This is a genomic window from Shewanella sp. BJSY2023SW001, from assembly GCF_047314685.1.
In the GTDB taxonomy this organism is placed as follows: domain Bacteria; phylum Pseudomonadota; class Gammaproteobacteria; order Enterobacterales; family Shewanellaceae; genus Shewanella; species Shewanella indica.
This window is the reverse complement of the sequence record NZ_JBKORF010000083.1, coordinates 16,727-35,884: the sequence shown is the minus strand read 5'-3', so window position 1 is coordinate 35,884 and position 19,158 is coordinate 16,727. Positions and strand designations below refer to the sequence as shown.

Genomic DNA, 19,158 nt, shown 5'->3' with positions numbered 1-19,158 from the left:
TTCACGCTGTCTTGGCCGCCAGTATTGCCTGGATGCTGTCCGGTGTTGCCAGATACTCATCCAGCCCTTTTTGGCGCAGTAAACAGGCGGGGCAGGTGCCACAGCCTTTGCCCAGAATGCCGTTATAGCAGGTAAGGGTTTCATCTCTTACCAGTGGCAGTTGCTGGTATTTATCTGCCAGTGCCCAGGTTTCGGCCTTGTTGAGCCACATGAGTGGCGTAACCAAACGCAGCTGTCTGTCCATGCCTTGTATCAGCGCAGTTTCCATTGCCTTGATAAAGTCATTACGGCAGTCCGGGTAGCCGGAGAAGTCAGTCTCGCAGACGCCTGTGATGACGGCATCGGCGCCTATTTGATAGGCATAGATCCCCGCCAGGGTCAGAAACAGAATATTGCGTCCGGGAACAAAAGTATTGGGCAGACCATTGTCCATCAAGTCGTTTGATACCGGAATATTGTCGCGGGTGAGGGCCGAGATGGCCAACTCATTGAGCAGAGTAACATCCAGCACCTTGTGACTGGCACTGCCGAGCTTTTGCGCCAGTTGCTTGGCAACTTCAATCTCCTGGCTGTGGCGCTGGCCATAGTCGAAGGTGATGGCATGTACTTCATCATACTGGGCCAAGGCCTGAATAAGGCAGGTGGTGGAGTCCTGACCGCCGCTGAAAACGACTATCGCCTTGGAAATAGCTGGCTTAGTGCTTTGGGTCGGCTCTGCGGTTTGGGTTTGCGGTGCGTTTGATTCTGATGACATAAGCGATTGATTGGATGAAGACATAAGCGTCTATTCAAAGGGATGACTCAATCGTCACAGTTTACCCTAATTTGGTTGGCTGTCAGCGCCGACTGGATAAAAAACGGAAAATTCGCTCATCCTTGCGCTTGGGGCTAAATTCCTCTATAAATGCCGCCCTGGCAAATATGAGGAACCCCGATGTACTACCCCGTCAACGAAGTCTTTGAAACCCTGCAGGGGGAAGGTGTATTTACCGGCGTTCCGGCCATTTTTGTGCGTTTGCAGGGTTGCCCTGTGGGGTGTCCTTGGTGTGATACCCGCCAGACCTGGGACAAGCTTGAGCACAATCAGGTGAAACCTGCCGATGTGATCCGCACCGATGGCAGTATCGGCCGCTGGGCCGAGCATGATGCCAAGTCGTTACTGGAGGCGTTTAAACTGCAGGGATTCAATGCCAGGCATATAGTGATCACAGGGGGTGAGCCTTGTCTCTATCCGCTCACTGAAATGACAGAAGCATTTAATGCCGCAGGCTTTCGCACTCAAATTGAAACCAGTGGCACCTTTGAGGTGAATTGCAGCGCAGATACCTGGGTCACAGTCTCGCCCAAGGTCGGTATGAAGGGGGGGATGCCGGTACTGCGTCAGGCGCTGGAGCGGGCAAATGAGATTAAGCATCCGGTGGCGACCGAGGCTCATATTGAGGAACTGGATCAACTGCTGCTGGGGTTGGATCTCAAAGACAAGACTATCTGCCTGCAGCCCATCAGCCAGAAGAGCCGGGCGACGGCGCTGGCGATGAAAATCTGTATCGAACGCAACTGGCGTTTGTCTATCCAGACTCACAAGTATCTGGATATCGATTAATCTGTAGTGGTAATCGACAAAAAGCCGCATTGATGCGGCTTTTTGTTATCTGAAGCGCGCTCTTAGCAGCAGAGCTCACCCGTGGTTTCAAACAGTTTCAGTTTGTTTTGATACTGGCTGATATCCCCTATATTGGCGGCTATCCACTCGGGGTTGTAATAAGTGTCCAGATAGCGCTCACCGGGATCGCAGATCAGGGTCACTATTGAGCCCTGGCGATTGTCGCGTTTCATTTCGGCCGCCAGCATCAGGGCGCCATAGAGGTTGGTGCCGGTCGAGGCCCCTGTCTTGCGGCCGATGATCTGTTCCAGCCAATGGATTGTCGCCACTGAGGCGGCATCGGGGATCTTCAACATGGAGTCGACTACCCCCGGGATAAAGGAGGGCTCGACTCTGGGCCGGCCTATACCTTCAATCTTGCTGCCTTGCTCACAGGTGATGGCCGCATCTCTTTGTTGAAAATAGTCATAGAACACTGAGTTATCCGGGTCGACCACACACAGCTTGGTGCAAAGCCGTTGATAGCGGATATAACGGCCAATGGTGGCCGAAGTGCCGCCGGTACCCGGGCTCATCACAATCCACTCGGGAATAGGGAAGGGCTCGCGCTGCATCTGATCGAAAATGGCATTGGCAATGTTATTGTTGCCGCGCCAGTCGGTGGCCCGCTCGGCATAGGTGAACTGATCCATATAATGGCCATTCAGCTCCCGCGCCAGCCGTTCAGACTCGGCGTATATTTCGCTGGAGTGATTGACAAAGTGACAACGGCCACCATAAAACTCTATCTGCTGTATCTTCTTGCGGGCGGTGGACGCCGGCATAACGGCAATAAAGGGTAGTCCCAGCAGTCGGGCAAAGTAGGCCTCGGAGACAGCTGTACTGCCGGATGAGGATTCAATGACAGGAGTATCCTGTTTGATCCAGCCGTTACACAGGGCGTACAGAAACAGTGATCTTGCCAAACGGTGTTTGAGGCTTCCGGTTGGATGGGTGCTTTCGTCTTTAAGATAGATATCCACTCCGGCTACCGCCGGCAATTCCAGTTTAATCAAATGTGTGTCGGCGCTGCGCTGAAAATCGGCTTCGATTTTGGCAATTGCTTCGTTTACCCAGAGATCGGCCATTGTTGTTGTTCTTTCTTATAACAGGATGGTCTTAATCATAACCAAAGGTAATGACAATGGATAGCGAAAACTCAGGTGCATTGAGGCACAGACACAGGCTAGGCTATTGATTATTGTGGAATTGGATAGTTTAGGCGCAGATAAAACGTTTGCGAGTTTTATTAAAGGATAAAAAGAAATGGTGGAGGGAGAAGGATTCGAACCTTCGAAGGCGGAGCCGTCAGATTTACAGTCTGATCCCTTTGGCCACTCGGGAACCCCTCCACATATTTGGAGCCAGACATTGGAGTGAAAGATGGTGGAGGGAGAAGGATTCGAACCTTCGAAGGCGGAGCCGTCAGATTTACAGTCTGATCCCTTTGGCCACTCGGGAACCCCTCCACGATTTCACTTTCGTGTCTTTTTAAATTGTAGGCAAATGGTGGAGGGAGAAGGATTCGAACCTTCGAAGGCGGAGCCGTCAGATTTACAGTCTGATCCCTTTGGCCACTCGGGAACCCCTCCTCAATTGCGGCCGCCATAGTAGTCAGAAACCTTTTTCATGTAAAGCCCGATTTTAAAAAAAGGGCTAAAGTTCGTGGTCATTTGGTCGATTAACTAACAACGAGTTGTTTTGTTGGTGTTTTTTTATGCGTGCTGATGTTTCCTTAATCAATGAGCTGCAATTGGGCGAACGGTTGAATCTGGCTGTTGAGTCCCATCGCCGGGGTGAGTTTGCCCTGCTTTTGGCATTGCTGTCTCAAGATGTGCGCGATTGGCCTCAGTTTCACCTGCACGACGATATTGAACTAGACACTGTCCTGCGGCAGCAATTTGACTTGCCTGCGCCTCAAGCTTTGCTCGGAGACTTGAGTCAGGAGCCTTTGCCGGTAGATAACAGTTATCATTTTCTCAGTGACGGTGAACGTAGCTTTCAGTTGGCCCAGGCCTTGATGCCTGAACCTGTGGTTATTCGAGGGAAGAGAGACAGCGGGATGCAGGAAGCGCTGAATAATTGTGATTGGCACACAAGGCTGCGCACGGAAGGTGTCTTGAACCAACCCAAGGTGGCATTGATGGAGTTTGTTGATCAACTATCGGAACAACGTAAACTGGCCGGTCTATATCAAACGGCGTGAGGCTTGCCTCAGTCCAGGGGTCGTCCATGGTTTATACTGTTGCGTGACTCTCACTATCGGAGATAAGAGATGAAGAGTATTGAACAGGCTCAGGCCGCCAATGTGCAGGACACTTGTGCCGAATGTGGCAGCTATGTGGATATAGGAACAGTGGTCGAAGAAGGAGACACCTTGCTTTCGTTGACTTTTCAAGGTGAGTCGGCAATGGTTGATGCCGAGGCTCTCAAGCAATTGGCCACAGACCGCTTCGCCGATGTCAAGGTAGAACTCAGCAACTCAGAGCAGACTGTGACCCTGGCGCTGACTTTTTCCTGCAGTGCCGAGAAAATGATTTTTCAGTTGGAAAACGCTTTGGCATAAGCTGCGCTTTTAGCCAAATGGTCAGTAGTGTTCTGTTCGTAAACCAAAGCCACAAAGCAAGACATAACAAGGTAAATGTAACAAAGTATGAGTTGTCTTGCTGGGTATTATGTAAAAGTGTAATCTCGCGCAGAGATATGATGGCAGGCCCGCGCATTCGGCGCGGGTTTCTTTGAGCCCGAAAGGGAACCTGAGGATATGTGTGAAGCGACGTAGTTATCAGCGATTGCTGGAGTTGTTGACCAACTCGGTTGCCAAGCAACAGGGCGACTTCGCCAAGACGGCTGAACTGGCTACAGAACTCCTGTGTCAATATCTCGATGTGCAACATGCCAGTGTCTGGTCCTGGTCCAGGGATCAGCATGTACAGTTTGAAGTTGCCCGCTTTGGCTCGGGAAAGCCTCTTAAAACGCCGCGTCCATTACACCTCAATCAAATCCCATCTTATATCGACCAACTCAAGCAAAAACGCCATATTGACGCCAATGATGCGGTGGTTGATTGGCGCATGAGCGAACTTGCCGAGATCTATTTTAGCGTCAACGGTATTGCCAGTTCTCTGGATGTTGCTATCAGGATCAATGGTCATATTGAAGGGGTTTTGAGCCTGGAGCGAACCTCTACCGGGCATCACTGGAGTGATTTGGAAATCCATTTGGCATCGCAAGTGGCTGACCAGCTTGCGCTGACTCTGGCTACCCATGACGCCTACCGCAAAGACGAGTTGCTGACGCTGTTTCAGTCGGCCGCTGAACAATCGGCCCAGGTCAGTATGCTGATCAATTTGCACACAGAAGCGATTGAATACATCAACAGCGCCCATGAACAGATCACCGGCATCCCAAAAGAGAAAATGCTGGGTGCCAGTCTAAAGCAGTTGTCCTTCTTCAAGCAGCAACCCAAACAGGCTGAAATGACCCTGGCCAAGGTGTTGCGTGGCGAAGTAGCGACGGGTGAAGTGATGCTTAATCGAGAGTCTGGCCAGGAATACTGGCTCAGATACCATGCCAGTCAATTTATTACCCAGCGTGGTAATCACTATGTGTTGGTATCCAGCGAAGATTGTACCGAGCAGCATAACTATCAGGCCGAACTTGAGCGCTTGGCCTGGCGTTGCAGCCTGACCGGGCTATACAACCGTACCCATTTTAATCGTTTACTCGATAGAACCTATAGCGGGCAGTTGCTGCTGATCGATTTGATTGGTTTTAAACGCTTCAATGATACCTATGGACATGAACAGGGCGACGCCCTGTTGATTGAAGTCGCCCGTCGTCTGAAACATTTTGCTTCTCTTTATCCCGACTGCAGTATTGCCAGAGTAGGCAGCGATGAATTTGCATTGTTGCTTGATGATAGCGGCGATCTCGATCTCGATCTCGATATCGATGCCTGCTGTCATCGCCTCTATCAACAACTGCGAAATCCTATCAATATCGGCCGTGAGCAAGTGGATCCCAAGCCGGCACTGGCTGCGGTAGACATTGCCGAAGTCGCCGAGTTGGTCGCGCCGCTGACTTGCGCCGATATTGCGCTGCAATACGCCAAAAAGAAGCAGGGCACGGCCATTCAGTTTTTCAACAGTGCACTGCTCAAGGCGTTCAAGGATGATGCCCAGATAGAAAGAGATCTGCACGCTGCCATTCGGGGTAGGCAGTTTGAACTTTATTATCAACCGCTTAAAGATCTGCAAAGCTGCAGTTACATAGGCGCGGAAGCGCTGATCCGCTGGCATCATCCCAAGCGGGGAGTACTTTATCCCGGCGCCTTTATCGATATTGCCGAACAGTCGGGGCTCATCAATGCCATAGGCACCTGGGTACTGGAGGCTGCCTGTCGCCAGCTTAATTTGTGGCAGCACCACAATATCAATATTGCCATGCATGTGAACGTGTCGGCGCGGCAGTTTTTCGGTAGTAATCTTTATGAACAGGTTTGGCAGTTGCTCAACCGTTACCGCTTGAAACCCGGCACTCTTATTTTGGAGATCACCGAAACCGAATTGATGGAGGATATACGTTATGCCACCAATTTATGCCAGGAACTGGCTGACTTGGGGGTAGGGCTTGCCATTGATGATTTCGGTACGGGTTACAGTTCAATGCGCTATTTGAAACAGTTTCCCATCAGTAAGCTCAAGATCGACAGATCCTTTATCTCTGATCTCAGCATTAGCCGCGAGAGCCGCGAAATCGTCAGTGCGATTATCGCCATGGCCAAGGCGTTGAATATTTCCCTGACAGCTGAAGGGGTTGAAACCGCTGAACAGGAAAGCTTCCTTACTTCATGCATGTGTCATCAGGCCCAGGGGTTCCTGTACAGCCCGGCGCTCAGAGAGGCCGAATTCAATGCTTTTCTGCAACAGAGTCAACCTGCATTGCTGCATTGATCAGCTAGTTTAAGTTTTTTAGGTTCCACACTTAAATCCGGCCTAAGTTAAATCCAGCCTAAGTTAAATTCGTTTCAGGCAGCAGTGTTTGAACTTGTTGCCGCTATTGCAAATGCAAGTGTCGTTGCGCTTGGGATAGCTGACCGCAAACTGCTTGCCCTCGGTGTAAAACCAGCGGCCGCCCTCACATATAAATTCAGATTCTTCAAAAATAGCGTCCAACTGGCCATCGGCCAGATACCAGGCCTTGAAAGTGACTCTGGCCTTGGTTTGTCCTGCTGTCAAAGGCTCCCGCGCGACAATTTGCAGGCCCAACCACAGGGTCTTTGGCATCTGGGCCAGGGTTTGTGCGTTCAGTCCCTGGCGATAATCCCGGTGATGGGTATCGATAAGATAATCAAACTCTGCTTTAACAAAGGCGGCATAGCGGGAGCGCATCAATTGCTCTGGATTGGCGGCACTGTGCTGTTTGGTGTGAAGCGGCTGACAACATTCACTATAAGGGAGCTTGGAGTTGCAGGGGCAAAGGAGGTTCGCTGTCATCGAGGTTTTCAGTTTCAATTTGGGGCCGGTTAAACGGCTTGGGTTTGCATTGCCGGAGATCATAGCGCTTTGAGGCCTGGCTTGCATTGAAACAATTAATTTATTCGGGTGAATTTCGCAGTTTTCCGCAAGTGTTGGCAGGAACGGAGTCACTTTGTTTGAAGGGTAAGTAAACAGATTTGAAGGATAGGGTAAGCGGGAGCATGTATCGATATTCGGGGCTGGAATGGCTTGCAGAAGTGCGTCTGGGTGAAAGCTGCGTACAGGCTACTTCAGGATGAAACGACAGTCATTTCGGTTAAAAAATAGCGAACCTGTTTTATTGAATTGAACAATATGCTTTAGTAATGAGTAATCTAGGGAAGGTGCGAGTAAGTTCTCGTGGCACTATTGCCGTAAGAGCCCCGAAGGGCGTGGCTTATCGGCCTATCTGCTGTGTTGTTCTTGCAAAGGAGTAAGGCTATCTGCTGCAAGCCACGCCTTGCATTCAGGCCGGTAAGCCGATGCAGATCACAGATGGGCTTAATTGCCCTTTCTCTGGCGAAGTGTCTGTTTTTAAACATCTTAAATCCAGGCTCAGTTCACTTTATGCCCTACAAGGAAAAGAATATGCAGAAATGGATCCCTTTATTGGCGCTCGGCGCCTTCAGTAATCTGGCGCTGGCGGCTGACTGGCAGTTGGATAATGCCGATTCCAAGGTCAGTTTTATATCGGTTAAAAAAGGTGACATTGCCGAGGTACATGAGTTTAACCAGTTGAGTGGCACGCTTGCTGATAATGGCGAATTCAAGCTGGAAATTCCGCTAAGCGGGGTCAATACCGGCATAGAGATACGGGATAAACGGATGCAAACCATGTTGTTTGAAGTGGCCAATTTCCCGACCCTTACGCTGACGGCTCAAGTACCCGCTGAGTTGGTGGATAAGCTCAAGCCAGGTGAGTTGTTGAGTACTGAGATAGATGGCGTATTGTCACTGCATGGTAAGACCCAGAACAAACGTTTTGAACTGGTTGTGGCCAGGCTTGGGCCGTCGAGCCTTTTGGTCACTTCACAGAAAGCCGTCATAGTGAATGCCGAAGAGTTTGGTCTGACCGATGGGGTTGAAAAATTACGTGAAATTGCCGGTCTATCCAGCATCAGCAAGGCTGTTCCTGTTTCATTTGTTCTAAGATTAAACAAGTAACGAACGACAGCTTGATTTGAGGCAAGACTCAAGGTGGAATTTGTTTCATAATGTGACTTTCCGGTCGCGGCTTAATCGGCAATTAGACCGGAGAGTGTGCCCCTTATGGGTTGGCCTGAGACGTTGCACGCGGGAAGAAAGATGGTTACAGACAAAGACGGCTATATGCACCTCATTCAATTCCTGACTGAACACCTTGGATTGTTTGAGACCCCTGAGGGGGGATCTTTGAGCGACAGCAGCGTTATGGAGGAGTTCGAAGAGCAGCTGTCGGCACAGATTATTATGGTCTGTGGCCAAAACCCACAACTATCTTTCGTCCAACGCAACACAGTCATCCGTGAAATCGATGCCATAGTGTATGATCTGGAAGAGATCTTGGCCAAGGTGGCCAACCATAAGGCCACGGCAAAACAAACCTTATTTATCAGTGAGTTTGCCGGTTTGATCAAGAATCTGTTCGATCAGGAAATTGCCAAACTCCAGGTTTAATAATGCATAAACTGGAGGCTCAGGATGCTGACACTGCTTTCCGGGTTTGATGACAATACTGTGGCGGTTCGTGCCAGCGGTATTGTCAGTAGTGAAGATTATGATGCTGTCTTGCTACCGGCGGTTGAGTCCAAACTTAGGGAACATGTGCTCATTAAACTCTGGTATGAATACGGCGCCGACTTCGAGGGTATCTCTTTGCAGGCCGTATGGGATGATGCCTGTCTTGGGCTGTTTCATTTGCAAGACTTTTCCCGTATAGCTGTTATTACTGACAGCTCTGTGATTGAAGGGATGGCGCAAACCTTGGCGCTGATGATCCCTTGCCCGGTATTCGTGTTTCCCAGGACGGAATTGACTAAGGCTCGAGCCTGGCTCTCGGGAACCTGAAGCGTTAACATCTGTCTTATCTTTAAGTTCCGGTATTTCTGCCGGATTTTCATCTCGTTAGTTGAAATGAATGGAATAGTCCCATGCTTAAAAAACTTGGTCTTTGTTTTATGTTGCTTTCGACATCCGTGTTTGCCCAGGAAAAAACAGTTATAGGTCAGACTGAAATTATGACGGTCGCCGAAGCCGGACTCAGTTTTGAGGCCCGAATTGATACCGGGGCGGCCAATACTTCTATGCATGCGGTCGGTCTCAAGGTGATAGGCGGCAGCGCCAAAAAGATGCAGGATAACGTGGGTAAAATGCTCAGCTTCACCACTGAGAATGAAAGTGGCGAGAAAAAGCAGCTCAAGGCAAAAATTGTCAAGACATCTACCGTCAGCAACTCTCAAGGGCGGGAGACGCGTTACATGGTGGAGCTGAATATCGCGTTCGGCAAACACAAGCGTAAGGTCAAGGTTAATCTCAGAGACCGCAGCCACATGGATTATAAACTGCTTATCGGCCGCAATTGGCTGGCTGATGACTTTCTGGTGGATGTGGCCGAGAAACGCATTATAGGACCAGTTGCTCCTATCAGTGTGCGGGAATCCGGGCTGATTTTTCAAACCCGTATTGATACCGGCGCGGTAGAAAACTCGTTGCATGCCACAGATCTGAAAGTGGAGAATGGTGACGAGGATATGGAAAAGAATATCGGCAAGCAGCTGAGTTTTACGACAGAAAATGAAAAGGGTGAAAAGCAACGTCTGCATGCCATGATTACCAATACCTCGTTGATTCGTAATGCTCAGGGCAGTGAAATCCGTTATATGGTGGAACTCAATATTGGTGAGCCGGGAAGGGAGTATCCGGTCAAGGTTAACCTTAAAGACAGAAGCAAGATGACCCACAAACTGTTGATTGGGCGAAACTGGTTGCAGGGCCACTATCTGGTAGATGTCAGCCTCAAAGAAAATGACTGATATGCGTTGCCAATCTTCAATATTATTGATGTTATTTAATGTCGATGCATAAGACAGATACCGAGAGATCGTAACGGCTTTTGTATCAGTGGTGCTTGCCTAAAAGCCGTTGGTTATCGATTCAAGCCATAAATGGGGCTACTGCTACTGAAAGGGCGGTCGGTGGGAGAGTCTTGTTGCCGTCTTAGCTAGTACATCTTAGCCCCGTTTTTGAACATAGATTGATCTCAAACCCATCAAAGTAAGCCTTTCTGCGAGTTGCTCACTGCCGTTTGCAATATAATCCAGTATTGCTTTGCATGCGCTGGCGCCAGGCTTTAGTGCTTTATGGCTGCTGAAGCTGGCGGTGAATGGTGTCGAGACGATATGTAAGTTCGGTCATCATAGTGTTAATTCAAATACTTTAAGATTTGGCAGGCAGCTTTATGATGCAGCTAACTGTCAAGGATGCGCTTTTCCTTTATAATTAATAATTTGATGCTTTGATAGATTTTTGGCTAAGAATGAGGAGTTGAGCTTGTTGACCAAAATCCTGCTGACAGCCCTGGTGTTGGCGCTGGCATGGGCCATGCTCAAACGAAGGTCAAGCCCTGAGGTAAGAAAGAAAGAGGTCGCTGAACCTTTGCCTTTGTTCAAACGCTTTTTGGTTCCTGGAGCCGTGGGTATTACCTTGATACTGGCCTGTGGCTTTTTTGCCTGGCAATGGTTTGATGGTTATCAGGTGGTCTCCGTGACCTTGGTTTCACCCAAGGAAGAACGACGGGAAGTCTATCAGGTGCGTAAGAAAGATATCTCGGCCAATGAACTGGTTACCGTGGACGGACTCAGGATCCGTCTCTCCACCGAGGAGCGTTTGATGATAGCCGAGAAAAGTGTCCCCTGACGCCACTGAACGCTTTTCATTGATGGCTTATCAGGTAAACTAGGCACATTTTTTGCCGGGCATTTCTTTCTACGGCATTGTTATCTTCAGGAGGACCCATGATTACTGCATACACCTATCAGGATCAGCAGCTTAAAATTATTGAGCTGACCATAGAAGACGGTCTTCCGGAACAGACTCTGTGGCTGGATCTTTACAAGCCGGATGACGATGAGCGGGATTGGTTGAGCCGTTATTCGGTGGAAGAGGTGCCCGACGAGGAAGATATCAATGAGATTGAGGCCTCGGCACGTTTCTATCAAAACAAGGACGGCCTGCATATCAACTCTCTGTTTCCGCAGCGGGTTGGTCAGGATGTACGCGGGGTTAACGTTTCATTCAACCTGCGTAGCCGGTTTTTGGTCACCATACGCGAAGAGGATGTTGGTCTTATTCGCCTATTGCGCAACTATTTGCGCCTTGGGCGTATCATGGTGGCCACGCCTCAGGCACTGTTTATCGAGCTCTTTAACCTCAAGGTAGAATACCTCTCTGACTTGATTGAAGATGTTTACACTGTGCTGGAAAACGTCGGCGAGCAGGTGTTCGAGAGTAATGAACTCGATGATGTGTTTAAACTGATCACCTTGCAGGAAGACTCCAACGGCAAGATACGTTTGAGTCTGCTCGATACCCAGAGATCGCTGCGTTACATACAGAAGTATTACCGTAAGGAACTGGCTGAAGACGAACTCAAGGAAATTCGCGAGATGTTGTCGGACATCGAATCCCTGATGCCCCATAGTCAGTTTATCTTCGACAAACTCAACTTCTTATTGGATGCTGCCATGGGTTTCAGTGGCTTGCAGCAAAACAAGATCATTAAAATCTTCTCGGTTGCGGCCGTGGTCTTTCTGCCGCCAACCCTGATTGCCAGTAGTTACGGGATGAACTTCAAAGAGATGCCTGAGCTTGAGTGGTACTTTGGTTACCCTATGGCGGTGGTGATGATGTTGGCCAGTGCGGCAGGCACTTACCTGTTTTTCCGCCGCAAAGGTTGGCTGTAAATCTGGTTAAGGACTTTAGTACCTTGGTTACAGGGGCTTGCGCCTTAATGGTATAACCTGAGCCTTGTGATCTCTGTATTGGTCCGGAGCTTCCAACACGCTCGCCAACGCGGCGAACTTGTGGCGCATAATACGGATGCTGACCAGGCATCTGTGATACGGGTTATTGCAGCGTGCCAGTCTCTGCTGCAGGTGGTGTTTAATGGTTCTGAGCTGGTCCTGGTTGGAGTCGGAACCATTAATCAACTCATTACTCAAACGCTCCTGTAGCTTGTCCAATTCTTCCGGCTGGTTTTGAGCCAGCCACATCAAGGTGTCAAAATCCGGTAGTTCTGTCATTGCCGGCCTCCGCCTGTGAGGGGTGAGCCTGGTTTCAGGCTACCCAAATCCAGGTTGCAACAACAAGATTAGTTCAGTCTAACTATGATGGCGATAATGACTTTGGTTATATAAGCCGAGGGCTCAGCCTTTGCTTTCGCTGCCGAAGTAATAGCTGACCCGCTCTCTGGGATTGAGATACTTGAAGATTTTCTCCGGCAGGGCCGCCGGTGGCAGGCAGCGCACGATAGCAAGGCCTTCGGCTTCCAAGTCGATAATCGGCGCCTGATCTTTGGGCACCAGAGCGTCATATACCAGAATTCGCGGCAGCAGCAGCTTATCCAGGTTGACCGACATTACCAGCCCATATTGGCCGGAAGAAAGTTCGACCACGCTGCCGGGAGGATAGACCCCGAGCATCTTAATCATTTTGCCGACATATTCCTGATTCAGTTTTCCCTTGGAGTATTTATACAGATAGCCCAGAGCAGCATAAGGCGTCTTGGCCTTGGATTGCACTCCAGGATGGCAAAGAGAGTCATATTGGTTCACCACGGCCACCAACTGGGAAGCTTGACTCAGTTCATCGGCTTTCAAGCCTCTTGGGAAACCACTGCCATCGAGTAGTTCATGGTGATTGGTGATAACGTCCCTGGCATTTTCTGGAAATTCGGCTGCCAGCTTGGTGAACTTTGCACCCATCAGCGGGTGCTGGTTCAGCAGGTTTTGCTCGGGTTTAGTCAAGGGAGCCTGCTTGCGCAGTATCTGGCTTGGCAGTTTGAGTTTACCTACGTCATGGAACAGCGAACCCAGGCCCACGGCCTCAATATCTTCTCTGGGCCATTGCAACTCTTTGGCCACCAACATGGTGAGAATGGCAACGTTGAGTGAGTGAAAATAGATGCCTTCGTTTTTATCCGAATCGGCCATTAGATGCAGGATCAGGTTGTCGGAGGATAAAAGTTGCTCGGCAATGTCCCGCACCAAGTCCTGCGCTTCGGTAACAGCATTCAGAGGGCGGCTGCGCAGTTTGTTGACCAGATTGCGCATCCTTGCCAGTGAACGGTCGAAATGCTCCTCTGTCTTATGCAGTTCGCGACGCATTTTCTTGAGAATTTCGATCCTTTGTTGCTTGTCGCTTTCCATCTGTTGTTGCAGAGAGGTGACTTCCTGTGGATTTTCCACTGGGGCAGCTTGTTGATTGGCAGGCAGCGGCGGAGTATCACTGCGGTCCGGTACCACAAACACACTGTCTATGCCCAGCTTACGGATTAGCTCGATTTGCGCCTGTTGTTTGATACGGAAGCTACTGAAAAGAAAAGGATGATCTTTCCATGCCAGAGGAAGACGGACGAAGTTACCCACCTGCAGTTGTTGGACACTGACTCTACAGCTCTTGTTCATTCAAATCATCTTTTTTAAGCAATCGAATCATTTTATCGCAAAGAGTACGCTTTACAATTAGTTAGCTCACATGTAAGCATGTTTGGATAAAAAATATAAGCAAATCGAGATTTTTATGGACTTTATCGAAGTATATCCCAACGCTATCCCTGATGAGTTATGCGATCGTCTGATTGCCGCCTTTGAAGCTCATCCCGGTGTTACCGAGGGCCGCACAGGCCATGGTGTCGACAAGGAAAAGAAAATCAGCCGCGATCTGACATTGGATCAGTACCCAGAGTTGCAGCCACTGCGTAATGAGCTGCTCGGTCATACCCTAAAGCATGCCGGACGATACTTTGATAAGTATGCCATGGCGCTGATGGGAGCCGTGGCCGTGCAGGTGGCTGATGAGTCCGGCAATGCAGTAACCCTGACACCGGATAACTATGCTCGCCTGGGAGCCCCCAGAGCTGAGGCGCTGGTACAATACCTTTATCGTAGTGGTACCATCAATTTGCAAAGGTATCAGCGCGATGTCGGCGGTTATCCCCACTGGCATTCTGAGCAGTTTCCCCAGGCCGGTCACAACGATGCCTTGCACAGAGTGGTGCTTTATATGTTCTATCTCAATGATGTGGCCGAAGGCGGGGAGACGGAATTCTTCTATCAGCAGCGCAAAATTGCGCCGAAGAAGGGCACCATGGTGATAGCGCCGGCGGGATTTACCCATAGTCACAGGGGCAACCGTCCAAAGAGTGGTGACAAGTATATTGCCACTTCCTGGATCATGTTTAATCGCGCCGAGCAGCTTTATGGACCAACTCGGCGCTGAGGCTTATTGCATGGGAATCTGAATACGGAAGCAGGCGCCTTCCAGTGCTGAATCCTCAATGCTGAGGGTGCCGCCGTAACTGCTGACGATTTCATTACACACTGCAAGGCCAATTCCCTGTCCCGGTGACTGGGTATCGGCGCGCACACCGCGCTGGATGATCTTCTGTTTAAGGCTCTCATCAACACCAGGGCCGTCATCTTCCACCTGTATCTGTAGTATGTTGCCTTGATAACCGGCACTGACGTGAACGGTTGAAATACATAGGCGGAACGCATTTTCCATCAGGTTGCCGAACAGTTCCATTAAGTCGCCTTGATTACCGGGAAACTGCAGTTCGTCCTCTATTTTGGCGCTGAACTTCACCTGTTTGTCTCGGTATACCTTGAACAACATCTGTGCCAATTGATCCACCAGAGGGGCAATCGGAGTCTGTTCCTGCTTGAGGCCCTTGCGTCCCAGCATGGCTCGCTTGAGTTGATATTTCACCAGCTGATCCATCTGGCTCACCTGTTCCATGATTTTTTCGCTGCTGGCCTGTTTATCCAGGCTGGCATCATCCGTGATGGCATGTACAGCGGCGAGACGGGTTTTGAGACTGTGGGCCAAGTCATTCATGGCATTTTGATAGCGCTGTTGCTGAGCACTGGATTGCTGCAGCAGTTGGTTGAGCGCCTGGGTGACGCCTTCCAGCTCCACCGGATAACCGCCGGAGAGTGACTTGGACTTGCCGTTGATGATGGATCTCAACTCATTTCGCATCTGTACCAGTGGCCGCATGCCCCAATAAGCGGCGCTGATCAGCAGTACCAGTGCCAGTGCCAACACCAGCGCCAGACGAATATAGGTGCGTTTGGCAAATTGGCTGTATTCCTGTTCCAGCTTGGCCGCATCCTTGAGCACCAACAGGTTGTAGTGAATACCGGCGATATCGACCGACAGCAGATAGGCAAAATAGGCACGATTGTCGGCCATGTTCAGGTAGTAGGGGGGCGCTTCGTTGCGGATTTCATTGAAACGTTCACAGGTATCAAACAGACCTCTGTCCACTGCCAGCGAAGAGGTCCATACCTGTTTGAACTTCTCGTCACAGGAGGCGATAACATAGCGCTCCTGTTTGTTGTTCTCCTCAAGCCAGGAGCTGGTGTCCGGGATCAGGTCATGCTCCCTGAGCTCGGCAGCCACTTGAGGGATTTCGGCGATTAGCTGCGCCGTCTCTTCGTTGTAGCTGTTTTGCGCATGCAATATGTTGACCATCCAGGCCAAGCCAAAACCGACCACGGCTATGATAGACAACGAAGTGAGAAACATCCGCGTCAGCAGGCGTTTCTTGGGTTTTATTCTCAATTGCATGGTAGGTTGAATTTGTACCCCTGGCCTCTGATGGTCACTATTGGATTTTCGATGCCGTCACGGGTCAACTTCTTGCGCAGTCGGCTCACCATCACCTCAATGGTGTTGGGATCGCCTTCTTTGTCGCCATAAATAACGTCCAGTAAACGTTGCTTGGCGACCACTTCATGGTTGTGGCGCATCAGATATTCGAGAATTTGATATTCGAAGGCGGTGATCTCCATCGGCTCACCATTCATGGTGACCTGCTTGGCGGCGAGATCCAACGACAGGTCGCCGCTGTTGATCACCGGCTTGACGAAGCCGGCACTGCGGCGGACCAAGGCATCGAGGCGGGCCACCAGTTCCTCTTTTTGAAAGGGTTTGACCAAGTAGTCGTCGGCACCGGCGTTGAGTCCTTCAACTTTGTCTTGCCAGTTGACCCGGGCGGTCAGGATCAGAATAGGGGCTTTGACATCTTCATCCCGCAGGCGTTGGATAAGTGCAATGCCGTCTTGATCCGGCAAGCCCAAGTCCACAATGGCGACGTCAATAGGGTAGTTGGTTGCCTGGAAAAATCCCTCTTTGGCGGTTCCCGCCACCTGAACCTGATTCCCCAATTCTCCCAGTTGTACCTTGAGGTGGTGGGAGAGTAAGGGATCGTCTTCAACAACCAAAATTCTCATATTCTTTACGCCTTTAACTGAAATCAGAACAGTGTACGCAGTTCCCAGGAGCAGCTCAAGCCGAGGCTAAAGCAAAGGTATCAGTCATACAAGATTTAAACCTAAGACCTAACTCGCTAAAAAATAGGGCTATACACTGGCTCGAGTGTATAGCCCTATTACTTAACCTACGCTGACCTCTGATGTGGATTGTCGAGTCATTGGCCCAAGATGGAAATGTTGGCGGGTGTGACGACTAGGAGCCCCGGTTACGATTTCTGGCCAGTTTATTACCGCTCCAGGCGCTCAGCAGAGTAAACAGGGTGACCCCGCCCATAATAAATGCCAGCCTGAGCCAAGGGGCATCCATGGCCTGGCGCATGGCGACATATTCAAAGCCACTCTTGGCCCATACCAGCACGGCGCCGATCAAGAGACCGATTTGCAGAACGCGAATACCAACAGCGCTTTTCACAAACAGCAATGCCGGTGCCAGCAGGCAGATTGCGGCGGCGATTGTGTGCGAGTATCTGAGGAAATGAGCGCCCAGTAGCCAATAAGCAAGACAGAGTAAAACAACACGCCACCACATAGAGATACCTTGAATCAATTGAATTGAGGTTATTCTAGTCTGAATTTAAGGTGTATTCTATTTGCTGCTTCACAGTTTATCCCTGTAGTTAAAGGTTATAGCCCGTCTGGCTTAGGGTTTCATATGCAGCTTATTGTTTAATTTTATGGGGTTAAGCCGTTAATAGCCGCAGCAGTATGGCAACCGAGACAGTCAGGAAGATAGCGCCGCAAAGGTAATCTATATAGTGACCAAAGCGTAGCAGGCGTTGCTGCACCCGGGCGTGAGACAGCAGCATGGCCAGCATGGCAAACCAGATAACCGAGAGCAGCGGCAGTAATATAGCGGCCAACAGCTTGGTCTGATTGCTGACTTCTGGGGTGATAAGGGTGGAAAACAGCGTTAGAAAGAACACCAACGCCTTGGGGTTGAACAGGTTGGTCGATAACCCAAGCAGCAGCCCGGCAGTAGCCGACATAGTGTTATTGCGGGTGCTTTTGCCAAGGTTATTGTCTACCCTGTTGTTTAACTCCTCGGACTGCATGACTTGTGCATCATTGATTGCTTCCCGGCCGGTTGGTAATTCATTGGTTTGCGCTTCAGCGAGTGACCTTGCCGCCAAGGCGCGTTTAAGCCAGGCCTGGGCACCAAAAGCTCCCAGTCCCATCCAACCCAGATAAAGGGCGCCAAAGAGTTGCACCAGCACAAACAGGGTATGCGAGCTTTGAATGGCCAGGCTGACACCTGTGAGGCTCAGGACAGTGTGCATCAATATCGCCAGAGAGATGCCAACGGCGGCCGCCAGTGCGGTATTGCGCGGCTCTCGGCTGGCGATTTTCAGGATCAATGCAAAGTCGGGTCCCGGGCTCGCCAATGCCAGTAGGTGAATGGTGCCCAGGGTCAGCAAAAGATGCAGATCTGTCATAGTCAAGGTTATCCTGATAGTGCCAGCCGAGGCTGAAAGTATTTGGGTATAGGGGGAAAATGCTCAGCCATCAGAGAGGCGTATGGCGTTCACAGCATGCGCCGCTGAAATGCCTGCGGAGAAAGCAGGAAGGCACGTTTGAAGGCCTTGTTCAGATGGCTCTGATCGAAGAAGCCGACTTGCTGCGCCACCGAAATCACACTATCTCCCCTGAGCAGAGCTTTCTTGGCATATTCCAGGCGGATCCGCTTTAGATAGGCATGTGGCGTCATGCCGGTTCTCTGGCGAAACTGCCTAAGCAGTTGGTATTGGCTGAGATCCAGCTCCTTGGCAAGCTGCGGCAACCGAAATGGCGCAGCGGGATCGGCATGAAAGGCTTCTCTTAACCTATCGAGTTGACTCTGACTCAAGGCGTGAGGCTGTCTCTCGGTATTGAGCTGGCGACCGTGCTGGCGCAGCAGCTTTTCTAAAAAGGTGATAACTGCGGCTTCGGGAACCAGGAGATCATTGGCGGCTATGGGTTGGGTCAGCAAATGGTGCAGCTGGCAAAATTCCCGATACAGCGCCGGATGATACAACAAAGGCGCGGCAAAACTGAAATATCCCAGGCCGAGATCCCGCGCCAGTTGCTGCAGCCAGTCATGGGGCAGGGACATTACCAGAGCACAATAGCCCTGCTGTTCGCTGCTCTGGCCATCATGGCTGCTGTCGGGATCAAGGGTCGACAACCAATGGGGTCTCAGGTGCCAGGTTTGGCCACGATAATGAAAGTCCTGGCCGCCGTGACTGACTACGCCGATATGAAAGTCCAGATGAACATGGGGCTCGAAGTGAAAATGTTGAAAACTGGCCCGACTGATCTCCAGTTCGGGATGGGATGGGGCGCGCCAGTAATGGATTTTCTCCTCGTGCATCTTGCTATCCTGGGTAAGAATTTATGTTATCTTAGCGGTCGGTTATCCAGGCCGCCTAGTAAATTATTGCACGGCCGGTATCAAAGTCAGACCTATAAACACCGATAACAGATT

21 protein-coding genes and 3 tRNA genes are annotated in these 19,158 nt (G+C 50.3%); 11 read left to right on the top strand and 13 right to left on the bottom strand.

The genetic code is table 11. The features are described from left to right. Position 1: 1 nt before the first annotated feature. Positions 2-754: a 7-cyano-7-deazaguanine synthase QueC gene (gene queC / locus ACMHXH_RS19850; protein WP_335912933.1), complete on the bottom strand. Its 753-nt coding sequence runs from the start codon at positions 752-754 to the stop codon at positions 2-4. Positions 755-934: 180 nt separating this feature from the next. On the opposite strand from queC, the gene queE reads away from it, so the two are divergent. Further along, positions 935-1,603 (top strand): 7-carboxy-7-deazaguanine synthase QueE, encoded by a 669-nt coding sequence (queE, locus tag ACMHXH_RS19845; protein ID WP_215774314.1) that lies wholly within the window; start codon positions 935-937, stop codon positions 1,601-1,603. 62 nt (positions 1,604-1,665) lie between these two features. Here the strand turns inward: queE and ACMHXH_RS19840 are convergent, their stop codons facing one another. The 4 genes from ACMHXH_RS19840 to ACMHXH_RS19825 form a co-directional block, all read right to left on the bottom strand. Continuing rightward, complete coding sequence (locus tag ACMHXH_RS19840) at positions 1,666-2,730, bottom strand: PLP-dependent cysteine synthase family protein (protein ID WP_101055947.1); 1,065 nt, start codon at positions 2,728-2,730, stop codon at positions 1,666-1,668. Between the two features lie 179 nt (positions 2,731-2,909). Then, positions 2,910-2,994, bottom strand: a tRNA-Tyr gene (locus ACMHXH_RS19835). A 32-nt stretch (positions 2,995-3,026) separates the two neighbouring features. Next, positions 3,027-3,111: transfer RNA gene (locus tag ACMHXH_RS19830), tRNA-Tyr, on the bottom strand. A gap of 38 nt (positions 3,112-3,149) precedes the next feature. Continuing rightward, positions 3,150-3,234, bottom strand: a tRNA-Tyr gene (locus tag ACMHXH_RS19825). A 125-nt stretch (positions 3,235-3,359) separates the two neighbouring features. On the opposite strand from ACMHXH_RS19825, the gene ACMHXH_RS19820 reads away from it, so the two are divergent. The 3 genes from ACMHXH_RS19820 to ACMHXH_RS19810 all read left to right on the top strand — a co-directional run bounded on the left by ACMHXH_RS19820 (position 3,360) and on the right by ACMHXH_RS19810 (position 6,597). Next, positions 3,360-3,848 (top strand): VC2046/SO_2500 family protein, encoded by a 489-nt coding sequence (locus tag ACMHXH_RS19820; protein ID WP_039033987.1) that lies wholly within the window; start codon positions 3,360-3,362, stop codon positions 3,846-3,848. 69 nt (positions 3,849-3,917) lie between these two features. Continuing rightward, positions 3,918-4,208 carry a DUF406 family protein gene (locus ACMHXH_RS19815; RefSeq protein WP_039033988.1) on the top strand — a complete coding sequence of 97 codons (291 nt, stop codon included), beginning with the start codon at positions 3,918-3,920 and terminating at the stop codon, positions 4,206-4,208. Between the two features lie 202 nt (positions 4,209-4,410). After that, the gene (locus ACMHXH_RS19810; protein WP_413738511.1) at positions 4,411-6,597 is read left to right on the top strand and encodes a putative bifunctional diguanylate cyclase/phosphodiesterase; all 2,187 of its coding nucleotides are present in this window, start codon (positions 4,411-4,413) and stop codon (positions 6,595-6,597) included. A gap of 63 nt (positions 6,598-6,660) precedes the next feature. Here ACMHXH_RS19810 and ACMHXH_RS19805 read toward each other — a convergent pair whose 3' ends face one another. Then, positions 6,661-7,140, bottom strand: a complete 480-nt coding sequence (locus ACMHXH_RS19805) for a YchJ family protein (RefSeq protein ID WP_335912824.1) — start codon at positions 7,138-7,140, stop codon at positions 6,661-6,663. Positions 7,141-7,749: 609 nt separating this feature from the next. Here ACMHXH_RS19805 and ACMHXH_RS19800 point away from each other — a divergent pair. The 6 genes from ACMHXH_RS19800 (at position 7,750) to corA (ending at position 12,101) form a co-directional block, all read left to right on the top strand. Beyond that, positions 7,750-8,325 carry a YceI family protein gene (locus tag ACMHXH_RS19800; protein ID WP_039033990.1) on the top strand — a complete coding sequence of 192 codons (576 nt, stop codon included), beginning with the start codon at positions 7,750-7,752 and terminating at the stop codon, positions 8,323-8,325. A 141-nt stretch (positions 8,326-8,466) separates the two neighbouring features. Continuing rightward, positions 8,467-8,817 carry a DUF3802 family protein gene (locus ACMHXH_RS19795; RefSeq protein ID WP_039033991.1) on the top strand — a complete coding sequence of 117 codons (351 nt, stop codon included), beginning with the start codon at positions 8,467-8,469 and terminating at the stop codon, positions 8,815-8,817. Positions 8,818-8,841: 24 nt separating this feature from the next. Next, positions 8,842-9,207 (top strand): STAS/SEC14 domain-containing protein, encoded by a 366-nt coding sequence (locus ACMHXH_RS19790; protein ID WP_039033992.1) that lies wholly within the window; start codon positions 8,842-8,844, stop codon positions 9,205-9,207. Between the two features lie 83 nt (positions 9,208-9,290). Further along, positions 9,291-10,172 carry a RimK/LysX family protein gene (locus ACMHXH_RS19785; RefSeq protein ID WP_071476198.1) on the top strand — a complete coding sequence of 294 codons (882 nt, stop codon included), beginning with the start codon at positions 9,291-9,293 and terminating at the stop codon, positions 10,170-10,172. A 517-nt stretch (positions 10,173-10,689) separates the two neighbouring features. Then, a complete protein-coding gene (locus ACMHXH_RS19780) occupies positions 10,690-11,055 on the top strand; it encodes a hypothetical protein (RefSeq protein ID WP_039033994.1) in 366 nt (121 codons plus the stop codon). A 98-nt stretch (positions 11,056-11,153) separates the two neighbouring features. Continuing rightward, positions 11,154-12,101 carry a magnesium/cobalt transporter CorA gene (gene corA, locus ACMHXH_RS19775; RefSeq protein ID WP_039033995.1) on the top strand — a complete coding sequence of 316 codons (948 nt, stop codon included), beginning with the start codon at positions 11,154-11,156 and terminating at the stop codon, positions 12,099-12,101. A 27-nt stretch (positions 12,102-12,128) separates the two neighbouring features. Here the strand turns inward: corA and ACMHXH_RS19770 are convergent, their stop codons facing one another. Next, a complete protein-coding gene (locus tag ACMHXH_RS19770) occupies positions 12,129-12,440 on the bottom strand; it encodes a DUF3135 domain-containing protein (protein WP_039033996.1) in 312 nt (103 codons plus the stop codon). Between the two features lie 123 nt (positions 12,441-12,563). After that, positions 12,564-13,823, bottom strand: a complete 1,260-nt coding sequence (locus ACMHXH_RS19765) for an HD-GYP domain-containing protein (RefSeq protein WP_335909050.1) — start codon at positions 13,821-13,823, stop codon at positions 12,564-12,566. A gap of 115 nt (positions 13,824-13,938) precedes the next feature. Here ACMHXH_RS19765 and ACMHXH_RS19760 point away from each other — a divergent pair, with 115 nt between their 5' ends. Then, positions 13,939-14,637: a 2OG-Fe(II) oxygenase gene (locus ACMHXH_RS19760; protein ID WP_039034019.1), complete on the top strand. Its 699-nt coding sequence runs from the start codon at positions 13,939-13,941 to the stop codon at positions 14,635-14,637. A gap of 3 nt (positions 14,638-14,640) precedes the next feature. Here the strand turns inward: ACMHXH_RS19760 and ACMHXH_RS19755 are convergent, their stop codons facing one another. The 5 genes from ACMHXH_RS19755 to ACMHXH_RS19735 all read right to left on the bottom strand — a co-directional run bounded on the left by ACMHXH_RS19755 (position 14,641) and on the right by ACMHXH_RS19735 (position 19,044). Next, positions 14,641-15,990, bottom strand: a complete 1,350-nt coding sequence (locus ACMHXH_RS19755) for a sensor histidine kinase (protein WP_071476196.1) — start codon at positions 15,988-15,990, stop codon at positions 14,641-14,643. Next, positions 15,981-16,655, bottom strand: a complete 675-nt coding sequence (locus tag ACMHXH_RS19750) for a response regulator (protein WP_025011466.1) — start codon at positions 16,653-16,655, stop codon at positions 15,981-15,983. Before ACMHXH_RS19750 ends, ACMHXH_RS19755 begins: the two co-directional genes overlap by 10 nt. Before the next feature lie 235 nt (positions 16,656-16,890). Beyond that, positions 16,891-17,226, bottom strand: a complete 336-nt coding sequence (locus ACMHXH_RS19745) for a hypothetical protein (RefSeq protein WP_071476195.1) — start codon at positions 17,224-17,226, stop codon at positions 16,891-16,893. Positions 17,227-17,377: 151 nt separating this feature from the next. Next, the gene (locus ACMHXH_RS19740) at positions 17,378-18,130 is read right to left on the bottom strand and encodes a LysE family translocator (RefSeq protein ID WP_335912822.1); all 753 of its coding nucleotides are present in this window, start codon (positions 18,128-18,130) and stop codon (positions 17,378-17,380) included. Between the two features lie 89 nt (positions 18,131-18,219). After that, positions 18,220-19,044 (bottom strand): AraC family transcriptional regulator, encoded by an 825-nt coding sequence (locus tag ACMHXH_RS19735; RefSeq protein ID WP_335912820.1) that lies wholly within the window; start codon positions 19,042-19,044, stop codon positions 18,220-18,222. Positions 19,045-19,158 lie beyond the last annotated feature (114 nt).